Origin of the sequence: Cedecea neteri, assembly GCF_000758305.1 — a bacterium.
GTDB lineage: Bacteria > Pseudomonadota > Gammaproteobacteria > Enterobacterales > Enterobacteriaceae > Cedecea > Cedecea neteri_C.
The window spans coordinates 3150223-3176526 of record NZ_CP009458.1; the positions used below are offsets into that span (position 1 = coordinate 3150223).

General features: G+C 55.1%; 22 protein-coding genes. 6 read left to right on the forward strand and 16 right to left on the reverse strand.

All coding sequences use genetic code 11. The annotated features are described in order from the left end of the window. Positions 1–50: 50 nt before the first annotated feature. Both LH23_RS14845 and ydgT read right to left on the reverse strand, forming a co-directional pair. Positions 51–491: a DUF2569 domain-containing protein gene (locus LH23_RS14845; protein WP_039292558.1), complete on the reverse strand. Its 441-nt coding sequence runs from the start codon at positions 489–491 to the stop codon at positions 51–53. A gap of 78 nt (positions 492–569) precedes the next feature. Further along, positions 570–803, reverse strand: a complete 234-nt coding sequence (ydgT, locus tag LH23_RS14850) for a transcription modulator YdgT (RefSeq protein ID WP_008456420.1) — start codon at positions 801–803, stop codon at positions 570–572. 338 nt (positions 804–1141) lie between these two features. On the opposite strand from ydgT, the gene LH23_RS14855 reads away from it, so the two are divergent. Continuing rightward, entirely contained in the window at positions 1142–2182 is a 1041-nt protein-coding gene (locus LH23_RS14855; RefSeq protein ID WP_039292561.1) for an oxidoreductase, read from the forward strand. Positions 2183–2217: 35 nt separating this feature from the next. Here LH23_RS14855 and LH23_RS14860 read toward each other — a convergent pair whose 3' ends face one another. Both LH23_RS14860 and LH23_RS14865 read right to left on the reverse strand, forming a co-directional pair. Continuing rightward, positions 2218–3933 (reverse strand): ShlB/FhaC/HecB family hemolysin secretion/activation protein, encoded by a 1716-nt coding sequence (locus LH23_RS14860; RefSeq protein ID WP_039292563.1) that lies wholly within the window; start codon positions 3931–3933, stop codon positions 2218–2220. A gap of 89 nt (positions 3934–4022) precedes the next feature. Next, complete coding sequence (locus LH23_RS14865) at positions 4023–5204, reverse strand: collagen-like triple helix repeat-containing protein (protein WP_039292564.1); 1182 nt, start codon at positions 5202–5204, stop codon at positions 4023–4025. A gap of 445 nt (positions 5205–5649) precedes the next feature. Between LH23_RS14865 and LH23_RS14870 the strand changes: the two genes are divergently transcribed. Next, positions 5650–6648: a bile acid:sodium symporter family protein gene (locus tag LH23_RS14870; protein ID WP_039292565.1), complete on the forward strand. Its 999-nt coding sequence runs from the start codon at positions 5650–5652 to the stop codon at positions 6646–6648. 16 nt (positions 6649–6664) lie between these two features. On the opposite strand, the gene add is transcribed toward LH23_RS14870, so the two are convergent. From add to malX, 7 genes are all read right to left on the reverse strand, one after another. Further along, the gene (gene add, locus LH23_RS14875; RefSeq protein WP_039292567.1) at positions 6665–7666 is read right to left on the reverse strand and encodes an adenosine deaminase; all 1002 of its coding nucleotides are present in this window, start codon (positions 7664–7666) and stop codon (positions 6665–6667) included. Positions 7667–7784: 118 nt separating this feature from the next. Then, the gene (locus LH23_RS14880; RefSeq protein WP_039292568.1) at positions 7785–8246 is read right to left on the reverse strand and encodes a GNAT family N-acetyltransferase; all 462 of its coding nucleotides are present in this window, start codon (positions 8244–8246) and stop codon (positions 7785–7787) included. Positions 8247–8378: 132 nt separating this feature from the next. Then, positions 8379–9209, reverse strand: coding sequence for a class I SAM-dependent methyltransferase (locus tag LH23_RS14885; protein ID WP_039292570.1), 831 nt, complete (start codon positions 9207–9209; stop codon positions 8379–8381). 266 nt (positions 9210–9475) lie between these two features. Next, positions 9476–10951, reverse strand: coding sequence for a peptide MFS transporter (locus LH23_RS14890; RefSeq protein ID WP_039292573.1), 1476 nt, complete (start codon positions 10949–10951; stop codon positions 9476–9478). A gap of 190 nt (positions 10952–11141) precedes the next feature. After that, positions 11142–12572, reverse strand: a complete 1431-nt coding sequence (locus LH23_RS14895) for a CehA/McbA family metallohydrolase (RefSeq protein WP_039292576.1) — start codon at positions 12570–12572, stop codon at positions 11142–11144. Between the two features lie 132 nt (positions 12573–12704). Continuing rightward, on the reverse strand, positions 12705–13877 hold the full coding sequence (locus tag LH23_RS14900) for a MalY/PatB family protein (RefSeq protein ID WP_039292579.1): 1173 nt from the start codon (positions 13875–13877) through the stop codon (positions 12705–12707). 89 nt (positions 13878–13966) lie between these two features. Further along, positions 13967–15556: a maltose/glucose-specific PTS transporter subunit IIBC gene (gene malX / locus LH23_RS14905; RefSeq protein ID WP_039292582.1), complete on the reverse strand. Its 1590-nt coding sequence runs from the start codon at positions 15554–15556 to the stop codon at positions 13967–13969. A gap of 186 nt (positions 15557–15742) precedes the next feature. Here malX and LH23_RS14910 point away from each other — a divergent pair, with 186 nt between their 5' ends. Both LH23_RS14910 and LH23_RS14915 read left to right on the forward strand, forming a co-directional pair. Beyond that, positions 15743–16777 carry a Mal regulon transcriptional regulator MalI gene (locus tag LH23_RS14910; protein WP_039292585.1) on the forward strand — a complete coding sequence of 345 codons (1035 nt, stop codon included), beginning with the start codon at positions 15743–15745 and terminating at the stop codon, positions 16775–16777. A gap of 16 nt (positions 16778–16793) precedes the next feature. Further along, on the forward strand, positions 16794–17381 hold the full coding sequence (locus LH23_RS14915) for a GNAT family N-acetyltransferase (protein ID WP_039292587.1): 588 nt from the start codon (positions 16794–16796) through the stop codon (positions 17379–17381). Between the two features lie 82 nt (positions 17382–17463). On the opposite strand, the gene LH23_RS14920 is transcribed toward LH23_RS14915, so the two are convergent. From LH23_RS14920 to manA, 4 genes are all read right to left on the reverse strand, one after another. After that, positions 17464–18003 carry a hypothetical protein gene (locus LH23_RS14920; RefSeq protein ID WP_039292590.1) on the reverse strand — a complete coding sequence of 180 codons (540 nt, stop codon included), beginning with the start codon at positions 18001–18003 and terminating at the stop codon, positions 17464–17466. Positions 18004–18045: 42 nt separating this feature from the next. Continuing rightward, positions 18046–18603 (reverse strand): hypothetical protein, encoded by a 558-nt coding sequence (locus LH23_RS14925; RefSeq protein WP_039292592.1) that lies wholly within the window; start codon positions 18601–18603, stop codon positions 18046–18048. Positions 18604–19154: 551 nt separating this feature from the next. Next, complete coding sequence (locus tag LH23_RS14930; RefSeq protein WP_039296727.1) at positions 19155–20738, reverse strand: YdgA family protein; 1584 nt, start codon at positions 20736–20738, stop codon at positions 19155–19157. 126 nt (positions 20739–20864) lie between these two features. Next, a complete protein-coding gene (gene manA / locus LH23_RS14935) occupies positions 20865–22040 on the reverse strand; it encodes a mannose-6-phosphate isomerase (protein ID WP_039292595.1) in 1176 nt (391 codons plus the stop codon). 206 nt (positions 22041–22246) lie between these two features. Here manA and fumA point away from each other — a divergent pair, with 206 nt between their 5' ends. Next, positions 22247–23893 carry a class I fumarate hydratase FumA gene (gene fumA, locus LH23_RS14940; protein WP_008456390.1) on the forward strand — a complete coding sequence of 549 codons (1647 nt, stop codon included), beginning with the start codon at positions 22247–22249 and terminating at the stop codon, positions 23891–23893. Positions 23894–23943: 50 nt separating this feature from the next. Continuing rightward, positions 23944–25341 carry a class II fumarate hydratase gene (gene fumC / locus LH23_RS14945; RefSeq protein ID WP_039292599.1) on the forward strand — a complete coding sequence of 466 codons (1398 nt, stop codon included), beginning with the start codon at positions 23944–23946 and terminating at the stop codon, positions 25339–25341. A gap of 2 nt (positions 25342–25343) precedes the next feature. Here the strand turns inward: fumC and tus are convergent, their stop codons facing one another. Further along, entirely contained in the window at positions 25344–26273 is a 930-nt protein-coding gene (tus, locus tag LH23_RS14950) for a DNA replication terminus site-binding protein (protein WP_039292601.1), read from the reverse strand. Positions 26274–26304 lie beyond the last annotated feature (31 nt).

Genomic DNA, 26304 nt, shown 5'->3' on the forward strand with positions numbered 1-26304 from the left:
CTATTATCGACGAATCGGCGGGCGGCGACAACGGGCTATCTATAGGGTTATTACGGGTTAATGAAGGTCTGCTTCACTCGCTTCGAACGCTTCAAATAAGGCACCAGTAATGCCGCTGCAAGCAGAGAAGGCAGCAGCAACTGAACCGCGACCTTGTCGCTGACCGGCGAAAACGCAAAGGATTTAATCGCCAGCAGCACGGTGAACAGCAGCCACAGAATGTAATGGCGGACCACATTCTGGCGGCGTTTAAAGAACGCAATGGTTAGCCAAAGGGTATAAGCCCACATCGCCATCGCGCAGCCGACGGATAAGCTGAACAACAGCGTTGTTTTTGCGTCAGCGTTACCCAGCGCCTCGCGGGCTGCCGGGGATAAAATCATCATCAGGAAACTTAACAGCGCCACCGAGCTGCTGAGCAACGACATCAGTAGCCAGGCCAAAGGGGCAAGGAGCCAGCCGGCAATGCGCGGGGGTTGGGGCGTCGTCATGTGTCCTCCCGATTTTAAATAAGGTGAATAAAGCGGGAGGATTATAAGGGATTTTGCCGCTAATGCTACCGGCAGCGGCTATACAACGTAACGCCAGACCGTTTTCGGCACGCATCCGAGGTCGAAAAGGCGCCCGCCGGAGGCCAGTTCGGCTCTGCGGTGATCGGCCGCGCGATACATATTCATGATTTCCTGGCTGTCGGTCAGGGTGTAATTCAGGTGATCAAATAGCTTTTCCAGATTTTCCTGTGAGCTTATTTTGCGGAATTTCATCAGGTAGTCCAGGGCACTAAGAGGTGTTGCATTTTCCATGGCGGGTATCAATTAATCACGGTCGGCGGATTGAGAGGCGATGATAAGCGCAAACGCGGTCGCGGCTTAGCGCTATTATTACTCGACGGAACAATTAGGAGTTTTCTTTGCAATGGCCAGGAATATCGCCCCCTGGACTACATAAAATCTCCTTAATTTTAATTTACCCTGGCCGTTCGGGCTAAATGAAGACTGTTATTTAAAGCCATAATAACTGTCAGGACTATTAGCAATAATGGCGGTCTTATGCCTGGGAAATGCGCAATCCAGAAACTTGCGGTTGTCGCCCTCCGGGGGATAAGGTGAAATGCCGGAGTTCATTAAAGAGAGGAAAACACATGAGTGATACCATCCGCGTCGGGCTTATCGGTTACGGTTATGCCAGTAAGACTTTTCATGCGCCGCTGATTTCCGGTACGCCAGGAATGATCCTCGCCGCAGTTTCCAGTAGCGATGCTGAAAAAGTGCACGCCGACTGGCCGGGGATGACGGTCGTGTCCGATCCTCAGCACCTGTTTAAAGATCCCGACATCGATCTTATTGTCATTCCTACCCCGAATGACACCCACTTCCCGCTGGCCAAAGCGGCGCTCGAAGCCGGAAAACACGTCGTCGTTGATAAGCCTTTTACCGTCACGCTGTCCCAGGCTCGGGAGCTGGATGCGTTGGCTAAAAAACTCGGCCTGCTGCTGTCCGTGTTCCACAACCGCCGCTGGGATAGCGATTTCCTGACGGTGAAAAATCTGCTGGCGGAAGGCACGCTCGGCGAAGTGGCTTATTTTGAGTCCCATTTTGACCGCTACCGCCCGCAGGTGCGTAACCGCTGGCGTGAACAGGCGGGCGTCGGCAGCGGTATTTGGTACGATCTTGGGCCGCATCTGCTTGACCAGGCCATTAGTTTGTTCGGGTTGCCTGTCAGTCTGACCGTCGACCTCGCGCAGCTTCGTACCGGGGCGCAGGCGACAGACTACTTCCATGCCGTGCTGGCTTACCCGCAGCGTCGTGTCGTGCTGCACGGTACGCTACTGGCAGCGGCGGAAACGGCGCGTTACATCGTGCATGGCACGCGCGGGAGCTACATTAAATACGGCCTTGATCCGCAGGAAGATCGTCTGAAAGCGGGCGAACGCTTGCCGCAGGAAGATTGGGGTTACGACATGCGTGACGGCGTGCTGACCCTGGCTCAGGGCGAGCTAATGGACGAGCAGACGCTGCTGACCGTGCCGGGTAACTATCCGGCTTATTATGCGGGAGTGCGCGATGCTCTGGTTGGTAAAGGGGAGAACCCTGTCCCGGCAGCCCAGGCGATTCAGGTCATGGAGCTGATTGAGTTGGGCATCGAGTCCGCGAAAAAACGTGCGACGCTGAATCTTGCCTGAGACTGGCCCTCACCGCGAACGGTGAGGGTTTACCGTTAATGCAGATTATTAAAGTTGTAGGTGAAGGTCAGGCTGAAGCGGACATCGCGGCGGCTGCTGTCGCTGGGTAAATCAGCCAGCGGCCTGGCCGCCTCAACGGAAACAGAGTAGTGACGGCTGTCGCCTACCGTTACCCCGGTGGCAATAGAGGCCAGGCGCTGGTGACGGAAGCCCGGCTGGTTGAACCAGGTCTGGGCGGTGTCGGCCACGACGTAAGGCTGCACCGTGTTAATCCACACGCCGTTATCGAGGTTATGGAGGTAACGCATTTCAACCTGCCCGCCGTAGCCGTAATCCCCGCTGGCCTCGCCGTCAGGATATCCCCGGCCAAAGCGCTGTGCGCCGAAGCTTACGCGCTCGGCTTCGGGCAAATTATTGTTCGACCAGTCCCCCTCCAGCGACGTACTCAACCGCCATTTGGGCATAACCAGCCAGGCGGCATCGACGTTTCCCTTCCAGCGCGTGAAGTTGAGATTAGTGTTTAATCCCGGCGTGACGCTCGCCCCAAAGGCATCAATACCTTTCCGCAGAGTCAGGCGGGTGCTCCAGTTGGCGGTGTCGTACTCGCGGTAGCCCCAGGCTGAAAATTCTGCCGCCGGGTAGCGAGCACGCTGGCTGACGCCGGGCAAATCAATGGTATTGCCGAAGCCGCTGGCGCGCAGCGCATAATCGTCGCGCTTATCGACATAATCCAGCCCGCCGCTGACCGAAAACTGCTTCTTGCGCTCAAGCAGCAGCGGGTAGCTGAAGGCTATCCCCCCGGTGTACTGGGTGGTTTTTTCCTTTGCGTCGATAGAAATGTTCTGCGGCAAATAAAGCAGCGGCGTGTAATCAGTGGGATTTTCACGATAGAAGCTGCCTTTCAACTGCATTAGCAGGCCGTTATCGGTGAGGTATTGCTGATAGTTGGCCCCAAAGTAGGTCTTTTTCGTGCTGCTATCCAGCGGTACCAGCGTGGCCAGCCCGAGCTGATCGCCGTGGCTTGTGAGGTTGCTGAGCGTGCCGTTAATCAGCGCCAGGTTTGAGCCTTTGCGCGTGTCTACCGTGGAGGAAATATCCCAGATATGCGGCTGAGTGGCGTCAACGTTCATATCCGCCGCGCCGTAAATGTTATTGGGTAACGCGGCGTTGGCTTCCACTTTTGTCGCTGGCGTGCGCTGCATCAGCAGGCTGTAGCGGTCAAACGTCGCCTGACTGAGGGGTTTTTCATTCATCATCAATGCCGACAGACGGCTTAAGCGTTCGCCCGTGCTCGCGTTATCGCTTTTGATGTTGCTGTGCGCGATATAGCCTTCAACCAGCACAATACGTACCGTGCCGTCGTGGAAATTGTCGCTCGGCAGGTAAGCGTAGGACAGCGGCAGGCCATCCTGCTGGTAGCGCTGGGTAATGCCGTTGGTTAACGTTATCAACTGGGCCAGCGGGACCGTTTTGCCGACCAGCGGCATAAACGGCTGAGCCAGCGAGTCAAGTTTATAGCGCGTGCCACCAATAAACTGCAGATGTTTCACCGTAACCGGCGTCTGCGGGGTTAGCTGCGGTGCAGGCAGCGGCGTTTTCACCTCCGGCTGTTTTTGTGGCGCAACCGGAATAGCGAGAGAACGGGCGGCTTTAGCGGGGTTATTGGGGTCGATAAGCGTGGGTGACATATCGGCGTAGCTGATACTCAGCGTGGCGCCGTACAGCAACACGATACCCAGACGAGTGTCCATGATGATCTCCCTTAACTGCGCAGCGAAGAATATGCTGTGAAAAAAGTGCTCCCGCCGTTACCACGGGAGCACATGTGCTATAGCGAGCACTATTTGGTTTTCAAAAGACCGTTGACCGCGCCGGTAAGCCCGACTTGCTGGCCTGAACTTGTATCACTGCCTGTCGCACTGGCGCTGACATTGGTGGTTAGCGAAGAGGTCAGGCCGCTCACTGTGGTGCCAAGGCCAGTCACCAGACCATTCCCCCCCACGCCGAGCGAGCCAGAAGCACCCGCTGAAACGGAGCCTGAGCTGCCGCTGGTTTGTACTGGTTTCACCAGCGCGCCGCTGTCAGTCACCACCTGGCCGGTATTCTGGACAACCTGCCCCAGGCCACCGAGAGACGAGTTACTGCCGCTGATGTTAGTCCCCAGGCCGCTGACGGCTCCCCCTGTGGTGGTCAGCAGATTACTGACTGGTGTACCCAGCCCGGTCGCCCCGCCCACGGCTTGTGTTGCTTTCTGTGTATCTGAAAGGGTGGTGTTAACCAGCCCCGTTGCGCCAGTTGTCAGGTTTGATACGCCAGGGCTTTGCACCGTTTGAGTCAGGGCATTCCCTGTGCCTGTCACAACCTGTCCCGCAGTATTGACCAGGCCACCAGCTGCGCCGGTTACTCCGCCGACTGGCGTATTGGCCGTTGAGCTTGCCAGATTAGTTCCGACTGCTGAGACCGTTGTGCCGAGACCGGATACGGCATTAGTGGCGCCGGTCACAGTGGTGCCCACCCCGTTAGGGTTGTTAGCATTGCCAAGACCGTTTACTACGCCGTTGCCGACGGTTGAAATGGCGCTGCCGGTGCCATTCACGGCCACGGCAACAGTGGAGGTCACAGGATTATTTACCGGCAACTGGGAGGCCACGCCGCTGACCGTGCTGCCAACGCCACTTACTGCGCCGCCAGCATCGCCGATGATGTTATTACCCGCACTATTAGCGACGGTTGTTCCGCCACCCGTGCCTCCACCAGTCCCGCCACCGGTTCCACCTCCGCCCGAACCACCACCTGTACCCGTACCTGTTCCACCACCTGAGCCTGTTCCTCCTCCGGAACCATTACTTCCCGAGCCGCTACCGCCGTTGCTTGCGGTGTCTGTCCCTGTGGTGCCGGCAGACCCGGCCGTTTTCGCCGTATTGTGCGAACTCCCGCCGCCGCCGCTACAGGCTGACAGGGAGAAGGCAAGAAGTACCGCCATCGCAATAGCGCTGAGGCGGCCAATGTTATTTGAGCGCATAGCAATACTCCACTATTAGCACGCCGGACGGCGTATTAATAAGTGTATGGCGTATTTTAATCACTGCCACATCACAGCTCATATAATATGAATTTAAATTTCTAAATGGGATTTTTGTCTTATTTTCGCGCTTTTGTGGTGAGGATTTTTCTCATTAATTTGATGTTTATCATGTAGTTATATTTTTACCAAAGGGTAAAAATATTTTCATGGAAGTTGGCTTGATTTACCCGATAATCTCTCCTTTAAATAATTTTAAATTAAGCCGGGCTGTATTCATATTTTAGTTTTAGTTACGCTAAATACCTCGCGTTTCGCTTCTGGATAAAAAACGGCGTTGCTAGCGCATATTTTTTTGGAAGTTTGCAAAATTGTTAACTCGCCAGCGCGGCCAATTTGTTGCAAAGTAACAGCCAAAATAATGTCTGGCAGGCAGAGGAACAGGATGGGTTGGCTACAAAAACTAAAAATCGATAATTTTTTACTGATCATGATTGGCGTGGTGATCGTGGCGTCGCTGTTCCCGTGCGAAGGGATAGTGAAAACCGGGTTTGAATACCTGACGACGTTTGCCATCGCGTTACTCTTCTTTATGCATGGGGCAAAACTCTCCCGCGATGCCATTGTGGCGGGGATGGGGCACTGGAAACTTCACCTTGTGGTATTTCTCAGTACCTTTGCGCTGTTCCCGCTGCTGGGGCTGGCGATGGGCTTTCTCTCTCCGGCGATTCTGAGCCAGCCGCTGTATATGGGCTTCCTCTATCTTTGTGCGCTGCCTGCGACGGTGCAGTCGGCCATCGCTTTTACTTCGGTTGCCGGGGGTAACGTCGCGGCGGCGGTGTGCAGTGCTTCAGCGTCCAGCATCCTGGGGATCTTCCTCTCGCCTGTTCTCGTTGGGGCGCTGATGCAGACTCAGGAGGGCTCAACCGACACGCTGCATGCCATTGGCAAAATCATTATGCAGCTGATGGTGCCGTTTGTTATCGGGCATCTTTCCCGGCCGCTGATTGGCAAATGGGTCGATCGCCATAAAAAGCTCATTGGCCTGACCGACAGATCGTCTATTTTACTGGTCGTCTATGTCGCGTTTAGCGAGGCGGTAGTCGAAGGGATTTGGCATCAGGTCAACGGTTTCTCGCTGCTGATGGTGCTGGTCTGCTCACTGGTGCTGCTGGCCATTGTGCTGGTGGTGAATACGCTGGCGGCGCGCCTCTTGGGCTTTAATACGGCTGACGAGATTACTATCGTGTTTTGTGGGTCGAAGAAAAGCCTGGCTAACGGCGTACCGATGGCCAATGTGTTGTTCCCGGCGAGTGCGGTGGGGATGATGGTGCTGCCGCTGATGATTTTCCACCAAATCCAGCTGATGGTTTGCGCCGTCCTGGCTCAGCGCTATGCCCGCAAAACGGCCGAACAAAAACGGCAGCTGGAATCCGCGTCCTGACGCCAGCTGCCGGGGATTACGCCGCCTTAACCTTAGCGATAAGCGCCTGTTTCTCGGCTTCGCTCAGGAACGCAATCTTCAGGCCATTCTCCTGCGCGGTGCGAATGTGCGCCGCGCTGAGGCCGGCCTGAGGTGCCGCGACGGTATACTCATGAATAATATCGATGCCCTGAACCGCCGGGTCATCGGTATTGATCGTCGCCAGCACGCCGTGATCCAGGAAAGCAATAAGCGGGTGTTTGTCCAGGGCCGCAACGGTGCTGGTCTGAATATTTGAGGTCAGGCAGGACTCAATGCCGATTTTATGCTCGGCCAGGAAATCCATCAGCGCCGGATCTTCAACCGCTTTTACGCCGTGGCCGATACGCTCCGCGCCCAGCTCGCGAATAGCCTGCCAGATACTTTCTGGTCCGGCTGCTTCACCCGCATGAACGGTAATCCGCCAGCCAGCGTCCCGCGCACGATTAAAGTGATTCAGGAACAGGCTGCCCGGGAAGCCGAGTTCATCGCCGGCTAAGTCCAGCGCGGTGATGCTGTCGCGGTGGGCGAGCAGGGCGTTCAGTTCCGCTTCACAGGCGGCTTCACCAAAGGTACGGCTCATAATGCCGATCAGACGGGCTTCAACGCCAAAGTCGCGACAGCCCTGGCGAACACCTTCAATCACCGCTTCAACCACGCCGGCGACCGGCAGGTTGTGGCTCATCGCCATATAGCCAGGGGAGAAGCGTAGCTCCACATAGTGCAGGCCGTTGCGGGCGGCGTCTTCAATGTTTTCCCAGGCGACGCGGCGGCAGGCCTCGAGATCGCCCAGCACTTTAACGCCCCAGTCCAGCTTCTGCAGGAAGCTAACCAGGTCCGGTGCAGTTTCAACGACCTGAACGTGGGGACGCAGGGTTTCGAGGGTGTTGGCAGGCAAAGATAAATTAAACTGGCGGCCGAGATCGAGGATGGTTTGCGCACGAATATTGCCATCAAGGTGGCGGTGCAAATCGGTTAACGGCAGGGTGGTATCAATCATGGTCGCACTCTTTTTTTGATTAAAGTGCGGCGTATTATAAAAAGAAATGGGGGGCAATTGCTACGGCTGTCAGCATTTTGTTGCGCAAACGTCCCTGTCGCGCTTTTGCTGAGGAAAATTACTGCAGCGTCAGCTTGTAGCCCAGATGACTGGCCTCAAAGCCAAGGTTGTCATAAAAGCGGTGCGCATCCGTCCGCGTTTTGTCCGTTGTGAGCTGTACGAGATGACAGCCTCTTTCTTTGCACTGCTGGACGGCCCAATCCACCATCTGTTTCCCAAACCCCGTCCCTCTCTGCGAACGCGCAATGCGTACCGCTTCAATCTGGCCGCGCCACGCGCCTTTGCGCGCTAAGCCCTGAATAAAGGTCAGTTGTAACGTCCCGATGACCTCATCTCCGGATACAGCCACGGCAAGTAGCTGATTCGGGTCGGCATCGATGGCATGAAAAGCTTCAATGTAGCGCTGATCTAAGGGAAGGCTGGGATCTTCTCTCAGACGGCCCAGGATGTCGTCGGCTAGCAGGGTGATAATGGCGGGAACATCGGCAAGCTGCGCTTTGCGAAACAGTATTTCGGTCATTGGCTGGTTTCCATCAGGAGGAGGGAGAAACGCTTAAGCCTGAAAATACTATCACAGCCAGCTTTTGGGGCTGGCTGTTTTTGGGTTTTATAAAAAGTTGTTTGTAAGCATATTTAAATAAAAAAGATCTTTTTATTCGCCGGTTTCACCGACGGCTGCCAATCCATATTTAATCGCGCAGGTAGCGATAAACGTCGGCATAAACTGGTCAATCAAAAAACGTGGATTGGGCTGCTTATCTTCATAAAAACCGGCCAGGACGAAACCCGCCTCAAGCTGCCCGCCAATCTGTTCTGCCAGTGAATGGCCGAAGACGAACGCTTCTCCCCGAGCCTGTTTCGCGGCCAGCTCGTCGGCTGTTAGATCATTAACGTCAGAATAGGGCAGGCTGAATCTTGGGCGGATAACGCCCTGTTCGGCATAGTTGGCTGCACGATCGCCAATAAAAACGACCGGATTAAAAAAGCTGGATAACAGCTTTCCGCCTCTCGCTAAAACCCGATAACAGCCGCGCCAGACGGGGCGAATATCCGGCACGTACTGGTTGGATATCGGGTGGATAATGTAGTCAAAGCTTTCATCCGCGAAACGGGACAGATCGCGCATATCGCCCTGGACAAATGTCAGCGTCAGATTGTCCCGTTGCGCAACAAAACGGTCTTTATTGAGCTGTTCTTGCGATAAATCATATACGGTGACTTCCGCCCCGGCAGCGGCCAGTACCGGCGCCTGCTGGCCTCCGGCAGACGCCAGGCAGAGAATGCGTTTTCCCTGCACGTTCGGTAGCCAACTGTCAGGGAGCTTGCCTGGCGTTAAATGAATCTGCCACTCGCCTCGGCGAGCTTGCTCAATTATGTCGGTGCTGACAGGCTGTGACCATTCGCACTGCTGGCGGGCAAGGGCATCCCATGCGGCGCGGTTGTGATCGAGTAAGTCGGAAGAGTGGGTAAATGTATCAGGCATCTTGTTTTCCTCTGGGGAGTGAAAGCAGAGCCAGGGAATAGCGAACGGCGGCAAGATGTATGGCAAAAGCCACAGCCGAAATTGCAAAAATAAACAGCAATGCGTATTCACACTGGCATAAGTCAGGCAGCGAGCGCATTAGTTGTTCATTTCGTTGCAAACCTCGGGGAGAAAGAGTGGGTGATTAACTTTAGTTTCTGCCGGGAGGAGGGTCAACCACCATTTGAGGTAGTACAAAAAGCGCGGGTTCCCCCGCGCCCTGTGACTCAGGCCTGAGCCATGTTTTTTGGCTCGATCAGGCGGCGCAGCAGCGGGATTAACAGCAACAAAATAACGCCGGTAGCGACGGAGCCCCAGCCCAACTGGCTAAAGACTTTGCTGTAGCCAGGGTCGGTCAGTATCGGCGTGCTGCCGCTGTTTTGCGGCATACGGCCGGAAACATAGCCCGCCAGCACGGAGGCCACGCCCGTAACCATCATCCAGCAGCCCATCATCAGGCCCTGCAGGTTGGCCGGGGCCAGTTTGCCGATCATCGAGTAGCCCACCGGGGAAATCAGCAGCTCGCCGATGCTCTGCAGAATGTAGCTCAGCACAATCCATTTCAGCGCCACCATGCCGTCCGCTCCGGCGAGGGAAATGCCCAGCGGCAGCACCAGCATGCCAACACCCATGCAGAACAGAGAAGAGGCAAACTGAGCGGGTATGTCGATGCGCACGCCGCGATCGCGCAGGCGTTTGAACAGCCAGGCCATCAGCGGGCCGCCGATCACGATGACGATAGTGTTGATGTTTTGCAGCCACTGCGGAGAGACTTCCCAGCCGAAAGCGTTCAGGGTGACGTTATGCTCGGCGAACAGCGTCAGCCCCATTGGTGCCAGCTGGTACAGCGACCAAAATACCAGCGAACCCGCTGCCAGCAACAAGTAGGCTGCCATGCGGCGACGTTCGTGCTTGCGAGGGTGGCGGGCGGTCATGACGCACAGCGACAGGAAGACCAGCGCGCCCAGCACGATAACAAATGTGCTGCTGAATTCGGTGTGCCCCAGCAGCAGGCGCAGGACGGGAACCAGAAGAATGAGGATCAGCAGGCCAAAAGCCATGCGCAGGTAAAACCCTTTCCCTTTGATGTGCTGCAGCGGGGTGCTGATATCGGCCAGCACCGGCCAGCGGAGTAAGGTAATGACTATGGCGGCTACGTTGCCGAGGGTAGCAAACAGGAACAGCGCCCGGTAGCTTTCTGTCAACTGGTAGTAGCCCGCCACGGTAAAGCCGATAAAGAAGCCCAGGTTCATCCCGGCGTAGTTCCACAGGAAGGCGGCTTCTCGGCGATCGTCATCCGGCGCGAAACGCTGGGTCAGCATCATGTTCAGACAGGTGACGTTCAGCCCGCTGCCGCTCAGGAACATCGCCAGCCCCCACCACAGGCCCGTCAGGCCCGCGTCGGCAATCAGATAGCAGCCCGCGACCTGCAGCAGCATCCCCAGCACAAACAGATTCCGGTTGCTCAGATAGCGGCCCCCGAGGCAGCCGCCAAACAGGTGCAGCCCGTAGTTGAATGCCCCGAAGATCCCCATCATGGCATCGGCCTCGCCTTCGCTAAAGCCCAGCCGCTTCGTAACGTAAAGCACCAGCGTGGAGTAAAGCACCGCAAAGCCCAGGGTGGCGAACATCTGAATAAAGAACAGCGCGCCCGAGCCGGGAGGAATGGCCTGATGCGAAGCGTGGCCGGAAGATAAACTCATATTGTCTCTCTCAACAACAAAAAGACCCGGGAAGCAGGGCGTCACCGGGTCTTAATTTCTATGACTATGATGAGGTAGCATTTTCGTCGTTTTTAGCGGTTTTATGCAAAGCAGAACGACTAAATATTCACATTAAATAATTTCAAAATTTTACAAACCAAAAAGATAACCAGACGAAAGTGCTTAGAAATCACTCCGAATCTGGGCTGCGGGGAAATTCAAGGTGGCCGGTTACCTCGCCCCAGGTTGCGCCGACAGGCGAGAGAAACAGCGGATGCTGAGCGCAGTAAACCGGGTTGATCATGCCCTCCAGCGAGCCATTCTCACGGCGAATATCCCAGCGGATCCACGCATGTTTTGTCATATCTGCATGGATATCTTGCGGAGCATTTTCCAGGGGATATTCAGCCAGAATGCCCGCTTCCGATACGACCTGAAGCGTGTAGCGCTGTTCACTATCTTTTACCGCCACGGTCAAGGCGATCTGTTTGCCATCGGCGGCGTCACCCGGCAGCAGCGCGCCGTCATTCAGGCTGAACGTCAGGCCGCAGCGGCGCTCAAAGTAACAATGTCCTTTTTTGATGGCCGCCAGGATAGCCTCTCCGCTAAGCGCCTCGGCATAAACCCAGGTTGCCGGGTCGCCGTAAATGGACGGCTCGGTAGCCTGCGGATAGCGCTCGTGGGGTTGCATATGGCAGTCACTGCCGCCGACGGCATAAATTCGGTGTCCCGCGTTCCACAGCGTGGTGAAGATCTCGACCACCTGCTCGTTCGCGGTGGTGGCGTTTTTCCAGGTCGGGTCGTTGAGCACTTCCAGCACGTCGATATCCGCCATCGGCATGTCGTTATAGAGCCAGCTCCACGGGTGCAGCATGGCGTGGTTTACGCTCAGCACGCTTTCTGGCCGCTTGAGCGCAATGCCCTGAGTGAGTAGACCGCGGCTGCTGTAATCTGCATTGCGCATATTCAGCGTGGCGGCGGGGCCGTGCACGTTCAGGTGGCCTTTGTCGGCGGTAACTTCAATACTTGGCAGCAACAAAACGCTGTCGTGGCGTGGCAGGCAGGCGTGGGACAAGTTGTGCTCGGTTAGGAAAAAGAAATCTAATCCCTGCGAAGCCATGATATCCAGCGCCTCAGGCAGCGTGTTGTTGCCGTCGGACAGCGTGGTATGGCCGTGCAGGTCGCCGCGATACCAGCCGGGACGATCGCTCAGCGCTCGCTGATAGTCAAAAATGACCTGGTGATCCGGGCGCAGCACGTCTTGTTTTTCAAAATCAACGGGAGCGGCCAGTGCGTCAAAGCTGATGTTCAGTTGATAACTCATGGGCTGCGGAGAGCGGCTTTCACCGATGACGTTATAGATATGCAACTGCCATTCTCCGGCGGGCAGTTCGCCGGGCAAGGCGCCCACCGAAGCCCAGTCTGTGCACACTGTCAGCACCTTTTCCGGTTTTTGCAGCATCACCGAAGCACGAAGCTGCTGGCGGCTGTCGTAAAGGTAGCAGTAGAGGTGTCCGGTACGCAGCGTCGTGCCCGTCAGGCTAATCGCCGGGGTATTGTCTGCCACAGGGAAGGTGTGAACGGCATGACCGAAGGGAATTTCACCGGAAAAAACGTGCATGATTTGCTCCTGTTCTTAATTGTCACGAGCTTAAGGGGAGCGGGTGAAGATTGTGTGTCGGTTGGGTGTCGGAAAGATGACGAAGTGATGAATGCGGCAGGAGAAGAAGGGGAGCGGGCTCCCCGTTAAGGACTATTTCAGTGAACGGATCCCATTGATAAGCCGCTCGACGCCAGCCTCAAGTTTGACGCGTGGGCACCCGGCGTTAAGACGCACAAAACCGGTGCCTTCCGGGCCGTAGGTGTAGCCAGGCATGATGGCGACTTTCTGCTCTTCAATAAGCACCTTCTGCAGTGCTCTGTCGTCGAGCCCTAGCGGACGTAAATCAACCCAGGCCAGGTAGGTTGACTGCGGCGGCTGCCAGTTAAGTTCAGGAAATGCCTGGTTCAGCCTGTCGGCGACGAACTGCAAATTGCTTTGCAGGTATTCCCGCAGTGCGTCAAGCCAGGGCTGACCTTCCCGGTAGGCGGCAATATGGGCCACAATCGCCAGCACGGCCGGAGAGGAGAGGCCATCCTGCCCTTTGAGCACGTTCAGGTACTGCTGACGGTCGTCCGCATTATTTATCAGCCCATAAGCACCGGTGAGGGCGGGGATATTGAAGCTTTTGGAGCCGGACGTGAGCAACGCCCAGCCGCCGTGGCCAACTTCGCACCACGGAATGTGACGGTTATTGCCCCACACCATATCCATATGGATCTCATCGCTGATAACCCGCACGCCGTGGCGTTCGCAGAGTTCAGCCATGGTGGTCAGCTCTTCCCGCGTCCAGACTTTGCCTGTCGGGTTATGCGGGCTGCAAAGCAGCATGATTTTACATTCAGGCCGGGCGAGCAGGGTTTCCAGCTCTGCCATATCGCAGTGCCAGCCTTCCGCTGTTTTTTGCAGCGGCGCGCTCAGAACCTGACGCTGATTGCCTTCGATCGCTTTGTAGAACGCGTCGTAAGCTGGTGTGTGAATCAGTACGCCGTCGCCCGGCTGTGACCACTGGCGTATAAGCTGCGAAACCATGTAAATCACCGAAGGCCCGTAGACCACGCTTTCCGGGTCGATGGTGCTGCCGAAACGCTGTTGATACCAGTGGGCAATAGCGGAGAGAAAATCGTCGTTCTTCCAGCGGCTGTAGCCGAGTACGCCGTGGGCCACTCTTTTTTGCAGGGCATCAAGAATGCAGGGCGCGGTAGGGAAGTCCATGTCGGAGATGGTGAAGGGCAGCAGGTCGGCGGCGCCGAAGCGGTCGGCCACGTAATCCCACTGGGTGCACCAGGTGCCGTGGCGGTCCACCGGAACAGAAAAATCAAACATAAAACCTCACAGCTTTTAACCACAAAGAGGGAAAACCGCGCTTCCCTCTTTGTCTGATAATGAAGAGCGCCGGGGCGCTCCTGGATAAATTAAGCCTCGACGGTGCGCATCAGGCCGACCATCTCATCTTTTACCGACTGTACCTGTGGCCCGATAACCACCTGCAGGTTGTGCTCGTTGAGCTTCACCACGCCGATGGCGCGGTTGGCCTTCAGCGCCGCGGTATCCACCAGCGACATGTCTTTAACCGACAGACGTAGGCGGGTGATGCAGTTATCCAGCGTTGAAATGTTATCGCTGCCGCCCAGTGCCGCCAGAATCGCTGGCACGTTGTAGCCAGATTTGCCCGTGTGGCCGCCAACCGGTTTTTCTGCGGTGGTGGTTTCAATATCGCGCCCTGGGGTTTTGATATTGAAGCGGGTGATAGCGAATCGGAAGATGGCATAGTAGCCAGCAAACCATACCGCAGCCACAACCGGCACCATATACCATTTGGTGGACAGGCCGTGCAGCACGCCGAAGACGAAGAAGTCGATAATGTTGCCGTCGGTGTTGCCGATAGTCACGCCCAGTACGGACATCATGGTGAAGCCAATCCCGGTCAGCACGGCGTGAATGAGGTACAGCACCGGGGCGACGAACAGGAACAGGAACTCGATAGGTTCGGTAGTACCGCCGACGACGCAGGCGATCACGCCGGAGATCAACAGCCCTTTAATCTTGTGGCGGTTTTCCGGGCGAGCGCAGTGGTACATCGCCAGCGCGGCACCTGGCAGGCCGCCGAGGAACGCTGGCATTTTACCCTGTGACAGGAACTGCGTTGCGCTCTCAGAGAAGCCGTGGGTAGTCGGGCAGCTCAGCTGCGCCTGGAAGATAGTCAGCGCGCCGCTTACGGTGTGGCCGCAAACGTCCATCGTGCCACCCGCTTCGGTGAAGCGAATCAGAGCCACCAGGATGTGCTGCAGACCGAACGGCAGCAGCAGACGTTCCCCGGTACCGAAGATCATCGGGCCAAAGATACCTGCGCTGTGGATCATGTAGCCCAGGGCGTTGATCCCGGCGGCAAAAACTGGCCAGATCAGCGGAATAACCAGGCCAACCAGCCCCATCACCAGGGTGGTAATGATCGGCACAAAGCGGGTGCCGCCGAAGAACGCTAACGCGTCCGGCAGGCGGATATTGTGGAAACGCTCGTGTAGCAAATAAACAATAATCCCGGCAATAACCGCGCCGAGAATACCGGTATCAATCGACTGCACGCCGAGCACGCTTTGAATGTTGTTGGCTTTGAGGATTGCCGCATCGGTCGTCGGCAGGATGCCTTTGGCGGTCAGCCAGAAGTTAACCGCCAGGTTCATCACCATATAGCCGACGAAACCGGCGAAGGCGGCCACGCCTTTATTCTCGCGCGCCAGGCCCAGCGGGATGGCGATACAGAACATCACCGGCAGGAAGCTGAACGCGAATGAGCCCATTTTGCTCATCCAGGTAAAGATCAGCTGTAAGACCGGATTACCCAGCCACGGGATTTCGGTCACAACGTCATGGCTGCTCAGCGAACTGCCGATCCCCAGCATGATGCCGCAGAATGACAGCAGCGCGACCGGCAACATAAAAGTCTTGCCGAGGTTCTGGAAAAACTCCCAAAGCGATTTTTTTTGTGGTGTATTAGCCGCCATCACGACTCCTTGACCCGGTTAAAATGAGGTGTTGTGTAAGTAAAGTTTGAAAATGATAAAACGTTTTACCCAATTTTATCGTGAGGACGATCGCAGAATTAACGCGCATAATGAAGTTGAATATGCCAGCATAAGTAAAACGTTTTATCTTTATATTTATCGATTCACGGAGGATCTGACTTAACGATGTCGACGCTGACCAAAAGAATCACTATCAACGAGGTTGCCGAGGCCGCAGGTGTCTCGGTGACCACGGTATCGCTGGTGCTTAGCGGCAAGGGCAGGATCTCCACCGCCACCGGTCAGCGGGTGAATGAGGCTATCGAAAAGTTAGGCTTTGTGCGTAATCGCCAGGCGGCTTCGCTACGCGGCGGGCAGAGCGGGGTAATTGGCCTGATTGTCCGCGACCTCTGTAATCCTTTTTATGCGGAATTAACTGCCGGGTTAACGGAAGCGCTGGAGCAGCAGGGGCAGCTTTTGTTTCTCACCCAAAGCGGAAGCAACGGCCAACATATGCAGCGCTGTTTCGACACGCTGGTGGCCCAGGGCGTGGACGGCATTATTATTGCCGGGGCGGCAGGCCAGGGGGCGGACCTGCGGGATATGGCAGTACAGAATAAGGTGCCGCTGGTGTTTGCCTCGCGGGCAAGTTATCTGGACGAAGTTGATATTATCCGCCCGGATAATATGCAGGCGGCGCAAATGGTGACCGAGCATCTGATTAAACGCGGGCATCAGCGTATTGCCTGGCTCGGCGGGCGTAGCTCGTCGTTAACGCGGGCGGAGCGGCTGGGCGGGTTTTGCGCCACCCTGATGCAGCATGGACTGCCTTTCCATAGCGACTGGATCCTCGAGTGCGAGCCGAGCCAGAAGCAGGCGGCGGATGCCATCACGGAACTGCTGCACAACTTTCCGACCATCAGCGCCGTGGTTTGCCACAACAGTACAGTGGCGATGGGGGCATGGTTCGGCCTGACCCGTGCAGGCTGGCAGATGGGCGGCGGCAGCGTGGACAGTTATTACGACCGGCACATCGCGCTGGCAGGCTTTGCTGAAGTCACAGAAGATGACCTGGACGACGTGCCAATGACGTGGGTCACCACGCCAGCAAGAGAAATTGGCCGCAGCGCGGCGCAGCGCATTCTCCAGCGGGCCCAGGAAAGCGACGTCGTGTTCAGCAACCAGATTATGCCCGCCCGATTAATCACCATTAAAAACTAACTTTTGCAGGGATCCTATGAGCGACTTTCCTACACTGACCGGCCAGCGTATCAAGCTTAGGCCCCTGGAACTGAGCGATGCTCCACTGCTGGTTGAGGCCGCCTCGGACGGTGAGCTGTGGAACTTGCCGTTTACCGTTGTGCCGTCCGCACAGACGGTAAACGACTACATCCAGCATGCACTCAATGGGCGGCAGGCAGGGACAATTTTGCCGTTCGTGACGATAGATATTGAGTCTGGAAACGTGATTGGCTGCACGCGGTTTTGGAAAATAGATATGAAAAACCGCAAGCTTGAAATTGGCAGTACGTGGCTTGCCACCCGCTGGCAGCGAACCTGGGCCAATACCGAAGCCAAATTTCTGATGCTGCAATATGCGTTTGAGACGCTGGATTGTGTGCGGGTGCAGTTCACCACGGATGTGATCAACGAAAAATCTCGCCGCGCCATTCTGAGATTAGGCGCGAAGCAGGAAGGAATAGTCAGACACGAGCGGATTATGCCGGATGGCCGAAAGCGTGATTCGGTGAGATTTAGCATTATTGACGATGAATGGCCGGAGATTCGGGACTCGCTTGCGGCGCTGCTGGCAGGCAAAAGATAAAAATCACTGATGCGTTCGGATTGTTCCCCATCAGCAGGCAACACCTGATTGAGGTGCAGCCTGTACTGTGATTATCGCCTGGTTACTCGGTATAGGCCTGGGCGACGAAATTAAACGTATACTGACCGGGCATAATGTTTTGTGAGACGTCAGCACCATTAATAGTCAGATAATGCTCTGTACCACCGGAGAGCAGCACTGCGCTGGCTCCGGTAGTCTTATTTGCCGCGTTGGGTAAGTAAAGCGGGTCAGTTTCGATATCTCCCAGATATTTATTTTCCACTATACCAATAAGCGTTGTCCCGTCCTCCTGACGGGGTGCACTGTATACGGTTCCGTCCCCCTGAATAAGGGTTTCACCGCCGCCCGCGAGAGATACTTTGACGTTGGTATCCAGGGAGCTAATCCCAAGCTGAAAGAACTTCGTGTCTTTTAGCTCATCCCCATTTTCCGGAAGCCTATTATTGATATTGAAGGCTCGAATAGTGACCTGACTGTCCTGCGTCACTATTACCTTCGCCTGCCTCTCTATCCGAAGATTATCATCAAATGTGACGGCCGAAGTATTACCTGCGAAGACGAGCCCTAAAGTACCTAATGCGATGAGAGATTTATTCAACATAATATCACCTAAAATTTAAATTCTGACGAATGTCGGGAGAAGTTATTCTGTATATGCTTGTGCAATAAAGCTAAAAATATACTCTCCAGGCCGATGGTATGTGCCTTCTCTCGTTCCATATGTTGAGTCAGTCGTCACATCAATAGCGTAGGACTCCGCTCCCTTTAAGAGTATCACTGCTGATTTTCCAGCGATATTATATACACCGTTCGGAAAATATTCCTGTGAGGTCTCCAGTTTGCCTTTATATTCATCAGAAATAAAGCCCTCAATAATCGAGGCACTTCCATCCAAACCCTGGCTAGCTATCCATCCATCCGTTCTCAATTGGGTTCCCCCAAGTTTAGCAGCTGCTACAGCAACGCTTGTTTCCGGGGTTGTGCTAATGTTGAGTGTAAATAAGCGTTGGTTAGGCCCGATATTCCCGTCTGAGGTGAATTCATTAGTGACGTTCATCGCCAGCGTGCTGGTTTTGATTACCGTAGGTGTAACATCAATTGAAAAAACATCCTCGTCAATAAATTTTGGTTCGGCAAAGACTCCCGATGTAAACACCGCCCCTGCGGCAAGCAGGCAATATGTGGCAATTTTTTTATTCATCGTAAAACCCCTATGGTTCGTTATCTATTGCGTAATGGTGCAAATTGGATTTTGAGTGCAAGCGTCAAACATGAAAGCTTGATTTCGCCGACGCATTATTAGGGAGTTCTCAGCAAAAACTGATTTGAATATGTTTAATTAAAATTCTTTAAAAAAATATTAAGATTGATTACGTTGTGAAAAAAGTGTTTGTTTGCAGATATGTTGATCGTTGTCAATGCAGTGCTTTTGGGTGGGAATAATGAAGATATATTATTTTATAAATATGGCGATTTTTCTTGGCTTATAAAGTGTTATTTTAATGACCACTGTATTTTTCACTGTGAGGTTGTTAATAAATGAGTTTTTGTTGCCAGGCATATTTTACTGGTCGCTGTATCAGTTATTCACCATGTATTAAAAATAAAATCATCATTGATATGCTGCCGGGCAGCAATGTGCCAATTTAACCAGGAAAGAAATAAAGGCATAAAAAAGCCTCATCAGTGTATTGATGAGGCTAGTGTTTAACATCGACCCATTAATTGAGTGATATTAGCCGGCTATTTGGCTTACTGCTGAGGTGCCGGGTCGGCGTCCGGAGAGGCGTCATCCCCTGGAGCTTCATCCTGTGGCTGCGGCACGGCATCGCTGTCGTTATCCTGCAGCGCCGGGCCACCCATACCCGCTGGCAGGGCGAACATGCTGAACAGCTCACCCAGCGACATCTGCTCGCCGTTCAGCGAGGCTTTTCCGCTGCCGTATTGCAGGCTGGTGGTGATGTTATCGCCGTCAACCTTGGTGATGCGGAACATCTGGCCCATGGCGGCCAGGCCTTTGATCTGCTGGCCGGCAAGTTTGTCTGACTCTTCCGGGCTGTAGCCTTCCAGCTGTGCCACCTGGGACATCAGCCCTGTAGCCATTGGCATAGGGATCACCAGCTTCGCGTCGAGAGATTTCACGTAGCGATCCAGCTGCTCTTCCGGCGTATTGGCCGGGCCGGTTGCGCCCTGAGGATCTTTCATGAACAGGGACAGGTTAAAGGTCGATTCGCCTTTCGCGTTCTTCCAGCTCAGCGGGGCAACGGTAATGATAGGGTTGCCCTTCAGCAGCAGCGGCAGGTTAGCGCTAATCAGCTCCACGGATTTTTGCTGGTAGAGTTCAGGGTTTTGCTGCAGCGCCGGGTCGGCCATTAGCTGCTGTACGCCAGCGTTGTACTTCTGGGTAAAGTCGCGCAGCGCGGCGGCATCAATATTGCCGAGCTTAAGCGTCAGCTTGCCGTTGCCCATGTTCTGGTTCTGGACTTTCAGCGCATCCAGACTGTAGTCGAACTGGCCGGTAAAGTGCTTTTTGTCGTCCTGCACGTCAGATTTTGCGGTCAGGTTGAAGCCTTCGACAACGGCAATTTCTTTGCCGTCCACCACCATAGATAGCTTGTCGATAGTCGCTTTCTGTGAGCCTACGCGCTGGTCAAACAGGCTGCGTTTGCTGTCTCCGTCGGTTTTGATCCCGTTGAAAGAGAGCTGCACGCGCTGGCCGTATTCGTTGACGGTGTTCACTAGGCCGCTGTCGGCCGAGCCGGAAAGGGCGATTTCATTGCCTGCGCCGTCCACGTCGGCGGTGAACTTGCCGCCGCTGAAGCTGAACTTGTCTTCACCCTCGGTGGCATCAATGGCCGCCAGCGCGATATCCGAAGAAGTTGCGCCGCTGTAGCCGACGCGAGTTTCCACGCCGATAAGCGGCTTATCTTTGGTCAGCGTGAAAAGATGTTTGGTCACGTCGTTATTCACCAGTTCAGTGTGGATCGACGCCATGCTCGGTATCAGGTTGAATTTCTTCAGCTGCGCGAACGGGAAAGGACCATGATCGATTGTTTCGTTGAATAACACGCTTTGTTCTGGCGTGAGCAGGGCATTTTTCGTCCCGGCAGCCTGTTTAACCACCAGCTGTACCGAACTGTGGAAAAGCCCACGTTTGTAGTCCTGGTAGCTCAGCACAATCCCCGATTCCGGTGCTGAATTTTTGATTTCAGCATTGGCGTTATCAATCATTTCGGCCATACGACCTTCGAGCTGTTTACCCGTAAACCAGGCTCCGCCGGTCCATACAACGCCCAGCGCAACAATTACCCCAACCGCAACCAGAGATTTTTTCATCGTGTCATTATCCATGTATAGAAGCCGGTAGCCGTCCCCCACCGGGCGAAAGAAAAACGCCTGCAATCAGGCGTTTTCGTCAACATGCTTACTAGCTTAGCAATACGCGCTAAAAAGATCAGTAAGTTAAAGTTTATTAAACACTCGCGCTACCCGGCCAACGCCGCTGACGGCAATTGGCGACTCGGCGGCGCTAATAAACGCAGACTCACCCGGCTTCAGCACCAGACGCTGGGCGTCTTTGGTTAGCACGGCTTCACCTTCAACGCAGAACACAATGGCTGCGCTTTGCTGTGCCAGCGCGGCTTCCTGCGTACTCAGGTCGTGCAGGGAAAAGGCAAAGTCATCCACAGGAATAGGGAAGTCCAGTTCGCTGCCGGTTTTCTGCGGCTGGCTCAGCAGTTGGTTGGCCGGTTTTGGCTCGAACTTAACGTTAGCCACCAGTTCAGGAATATCAATGTACTTCGGCGTTAATCCGGCACGCAGCACGTTGTCAGAGTTGGCCATCACTTCCAGCGCCACGCCGTTCAGGTAGGCGTGTGGGGTTTCGGCGAACAGGAACATTGCCTCGCCCGGCTCAAGCTTAACCACGTTCAGCAGCAGCGGGGAGAAGAGGCCGCTGTCGTCCGGGTAGAATTCGGAAATCACGCGAATGGTTTCCCACGGCTCACCCTGCTGATTATTCAGGGCAGCTTTCAGCACGCCGAGCGCCAGGGCTTTTTCTTCGCCCTGCATATTCAGCAGGCCGGCAAACAGCTGCGCCAGACTTTCGGCCCCGGGTTGCTGGAGGAAATGCGCAATCAGCGGATGTGCGCCAGATACCGGCTGCAGTAGCGACACAATGTCAGAGAATTCGCGGAAAGCGTTCATCGCGAGGAACGGCGTCAGGGCAAAGACCAGTTCAGGTTTGTGGTTAGGATCTTTGTAGTTACGTTCTGCGGCATCAAGCGGAATACCCGCTGCATTTTCTTTCGCAAAGCCGATTTCAGACGCTTTTTTGTTCGGGTGAACCTGAATGGAGAGGGGCTGGGCGGCACAAAGGACTTTGAACAGGAAAGGCAGCTCGCCAAAACGCCCGGCAACGGCTTTCCCCAACAGCGCTTGCTTGTCGGCGTCAATCACATCACGCAATGCGTGCGGTTGCCCGTTGGCATCGAGCACTTTTGAGCTACTCTTTGGGTGAGCGCCCATCCACAGTTCGGCCATGGGCTTATGCTGCGGGTTGGCGATGCCGTACAGTTCCGTTAGCGCCGTTTCACTTCCCCAGGCATAATTTTGTACCGCATTGATCAATTTTTGCATCTCAGGTCCCTGTCATCATTGAGTCGAAGTTTCAGTTATTAAACCAATTATCCGCCGCGAAGTAACCAGGGCAACAAAAAGTCGTATTAGTCTCAGTTTCTGTTAAAAAATTGTGTAGCATGTTATGACTTGTTTTTGGAACGCAGCGTAAGATCCTGCGCTGAAATATAAAAATTAACGTTACTGTTGTCGCAAGTGAGAGAAATATGTCGAATAAACCCTTCCATTACCAGGAGCCTTTCCCGCTCCAAAAAGACCCGACCGAATATTACCTCCTGAGCTCCGACTATGTTTCCGTCGCCGAGTTTGACGGCCAGCAAATCCTCAAGGTTGATCCTCAGGCCCTGACGCTGCTGGCCCAACATGCCTTCCACGACGCTTCGTTTATGCTGCGCCCGGCGCACCAGCAGCAGGTGGCGGACATTCTGAGCGACCCGGAAGCCAGCGAGAACGATAAATACGTTGCGCTGCAGTTCCTGCGTAACTCAGACATTGCCGCCAAGGGCATTCTGCCGACCTGCCAGGACACCGGCACCGCTATCATCATGGGTAAAAAAGGCCAGCGCGTCTGGACCGGCGGCGGCGACGAAGAAGCGCTGTCTCGCGGCGTCTACAACACCTTTATTGAAGATAACCTGCGCTATTCCCAGAACGCCGCGCTGGATATGTACAAAGAGGTGAACACGGGGACTAACCTGCCAGCGCAGATTGATCTCTACAGCGTGGACGGCGACGAGTACAAATTCCTGTGCATCGCCAAAGGCGGCGGTTCGGCTAACAAAACCTATCTCTACCAGGAAACCAAAGCGCTGATCACCCCGGCGAAGCTGAAAGATTACCTGGTTGAGAAGATGCGCACCCTGGGCACCGCGGCCTGCCCGCCGTATCACGTGGCGTTTGTTATCGGCGGAACGTCTGCCGAAGCGACGCTGAAAACCGTGAAGCTGGCGTCAACCAAGTACTACGACGGCCTGCCGACGGAAGGCAACGAATACGGTCAGGCGTTCCGCGACGTGCAGCTGGAAGAAGAACTGCTGAAAGAAGCGCAGAATCTTGGCCTGGGCGCTCAGTTCGGCGGCAAATACTTCGCGCATGATATCCGCGTTGTTCGTCTGCCGCGTCACGGCGCATCCTGCCCGGTTGGGATGGGCGTGTCCTGTTCCGCCGACCGCAACATCAAAGCCAAAATCAACAAAGACGGCATCTGGCTTGAAAAACTGGAGCACAATCCGGGCAAATACATCCCGGAAGAGCTGCGTCAGGCAGGCGAGGGCGAAGCGGTGAAAGTGAACCTGAATCGCCCGATGAAAGAGATCCTTGCTCAGCTGTCCGACTTCCCGGTGTCCACTCGTCTGTCGTTAACCGGCACCATTATTGTGGCGCGTGACATCGCTCACGCTAAACTGAAAGAACGTCTCGATAACGGGGAAGATCTGCCGCAGTACGTGAAAGATCACCCTATTTATTACGCAGGCCCGGCCAAAACGCCGGACGGCTATGCATCTGGCTCTTTAGGGCCGACGACGGCGGGCCGCATGGACTCCTACGTGGATCAGCTGCAGGCCAACGGCGGCAGCATGATCATGCTGGCCAAAGGCAACCGCAGCCAGCAGGTGACCGACGCCTGTCACAAACACGGTGGATTCTACCTGGGCAGCATCGGTGGCCCGGCGGCCGTGCTGGCGCAAAACAGCATCAAGAGTCTGGAGTGTGTGGAGTACCCGGAACTGGGTATGGAAGCCATCTGGAAAATCGAAGTGGAAGACTTCCCGGCGTTTATCCTTGTGGATGACAAAGGCAACGACTTCTTCCAGAAAATTCAGGCCTCACAGTGCTCTCGATGCGTTAAGTAATACTCAAGCCGCCTATAGTGGCGGCTTTTTTTATCGCAAAGGAGAAAGGCATGACATCCAGTCGCAGTGAAAAAGACTCAATGGGCCCGATCGACGTCCCGGCAGATAAACTGTGGGGGGCGCAGACCCAGCGTTCACTTGAGCACTTCCGCATTTCTACCGAGAAAATGCCCACCGAGCTGATTCGGGCGCTGGCGCTCACCAAGCGCGCGGCGGCAAAGGTCAACGTTGACCTCGGCCTGCTGCCCGCAGAGCGCGGCACGGCTATTATCGCGGCCGCCGATGAAGTGCTGGCAGGAAAGCACCCCGGTGAGTTCCCGCTGGCTATCTGGCAGACCGGCTCCGGCACCCAAAGCAACATGAACATGAATGAAGTGCTGGCGAACCGCGCCAGTGAAATTCTGGGTGGCGTGCGCGGGATGGAGCGACTGGTGCACCCGAACGACGACGTGAACAAAAGTCAGAGTTCGAACGACGTTTTCCCGACCGCCATGCACGTGGCGGCCATTATCGCGGTTCGCGAGCACCTGTTGCCGCAGTTAAACGTGCTCAAACAAACGCTGGCCAAAAAGGCCGATGCTTTTAAGGATATCGTCAAAATCGGCCGTACCCACCTGCAGGACGCCACGCCGCTGACGCTGGGGCAGGAGATCTCCGGCTGGGTGGCTATGCTGGAGCATAACCTGAAACATATCGACCATAGTTTGCCGCATCTGGCGGAGCTGGCGCTGGGCGGCACGGCGGTGGGTACCGGGCTGAACACGCATCCTGAATATGCGGTGCGCGTGGCAAAAGAGTTGGCTGACTTCACGAAGCAGCCGTTTGTGACGGCGCCAAACAAATTTGAAGCATTAGCCACCTGCGATGCCCTGGTTCACGCGCATGGCGCGCTGAAAGGGCTGGCCTCGTCGATGATGAAAATTGCCAACGATGTTCGCTGGCTGGCTTCCGGCCCACGCTGCGGGATTGGCGAGCTGTCGATTCCTGAGAATGAACCGGGCAGCTCCATCATGCCGGGGAAGGTGAACCCGACCCAGTGTGAAGCCGTCACCATGCTTTGCTGCCAGGTGCTGGGCAACGACGTGGCGGTGAACATCGGCGGTGCGTCCGGTAACTTCGAGCTGAATGTTTATCGCCCGATGGTTATCCATAACTTCCTGCAGTCCGTTCGCCTGCTGGCCGACGGCATGGAAAGCTTCAACGAGCACTGTGCGGTGGGCATCGAGCCTAATCGCGAGCGTATCAGCCAGTTGCTGAACGAGTCGCTGATGCTGGTGACCGCGCTCAATACCCATATCGGCTATGACAAAGCGGCAGAAATTGCCAAAAAAGCCCACAAAGAGGGGCTGACCCTTAAAGCATCGGCGCTGAAACTCGGTTATCTGACCGAGGAAGAGTTCGATGCCTGGGTTCGCCCTGAGGATATGGTCGGCAGCATGAAGTCGTAATTTTACGCTTCGCAGTAAAGGTGCAGCCGCGGGATAATCAGTCTCAGCGGCTGCGCTTTTGGCTTATAGCGGTGCTGAATATTTTCGGCATCGTAGTTCAGCAACTCTCCTGTGTCGGGAGGCGTTTCGCCACTCTCCTGCTTACACAAAACAATCAGCGGAGAAGGGCAGGCATATTGCACCTGTTTCTGCTGTGCCTGATACCACACGCGGGCCACAGGTTGTACCTTGACCGGCCGTTTGATTTTTAGCCGTATACTTTCCGGCAGCCTTTGAACATCATCGATTTCCTGCGCTACACGCTCGGCCCACTGTTCTTTCGTCCACGGCGGCACGGCTCGCCCGGCATTCAGGCTTTTTTCTAACATCTCAAGCACCTGCTGGCGGCTAAGGTTTTTAACAATCTGTTTATTCGCCCAGCCAAAACGTACCGTGTCCGGCGTTTCGAGCAGGGTGATGGCGCGGTAGGCGTTCAGGGTGAGCAGGCCGGGAATATGGTGGTGAACCCATTCAAAACGCTGGGCGGAGGGAAGCTCCGACTCGACGCTGATAATCTGCTCCAGCGCGTGTTTCAGCCGGTTGATATCTTCCAGAAGCTCGAACGTTTGTTGATATTGCTCTGCGTTAACCGAATAACAGAGCACGCCGGGTAAACGCACGGCGGCCTTGGTGCTGGTTTTTTCCGACTGCTGCTGGATAAACAGCCGGGTAAAGTGGGCTACTGCAGCCTGATGCGCTTCCTGCCCGACGTACTGGGTGACTTCAATCTTAGAGAGCGGATCGTGTTCTTTGCTTTTTTCTATTTCCGGCAGCGTAAAGACGCGTCCGCTGAGCAGCCGGAGCTGACCGAGCTGTACCTTGAGCATCGCCAGGTGCTGTTGCAGTTCCCTGCAGGTGGACGTTAAGCGTTCAATAAGATCGTAGCGGGGCATAGCGACTCACATTAGTTACAACATACTAATT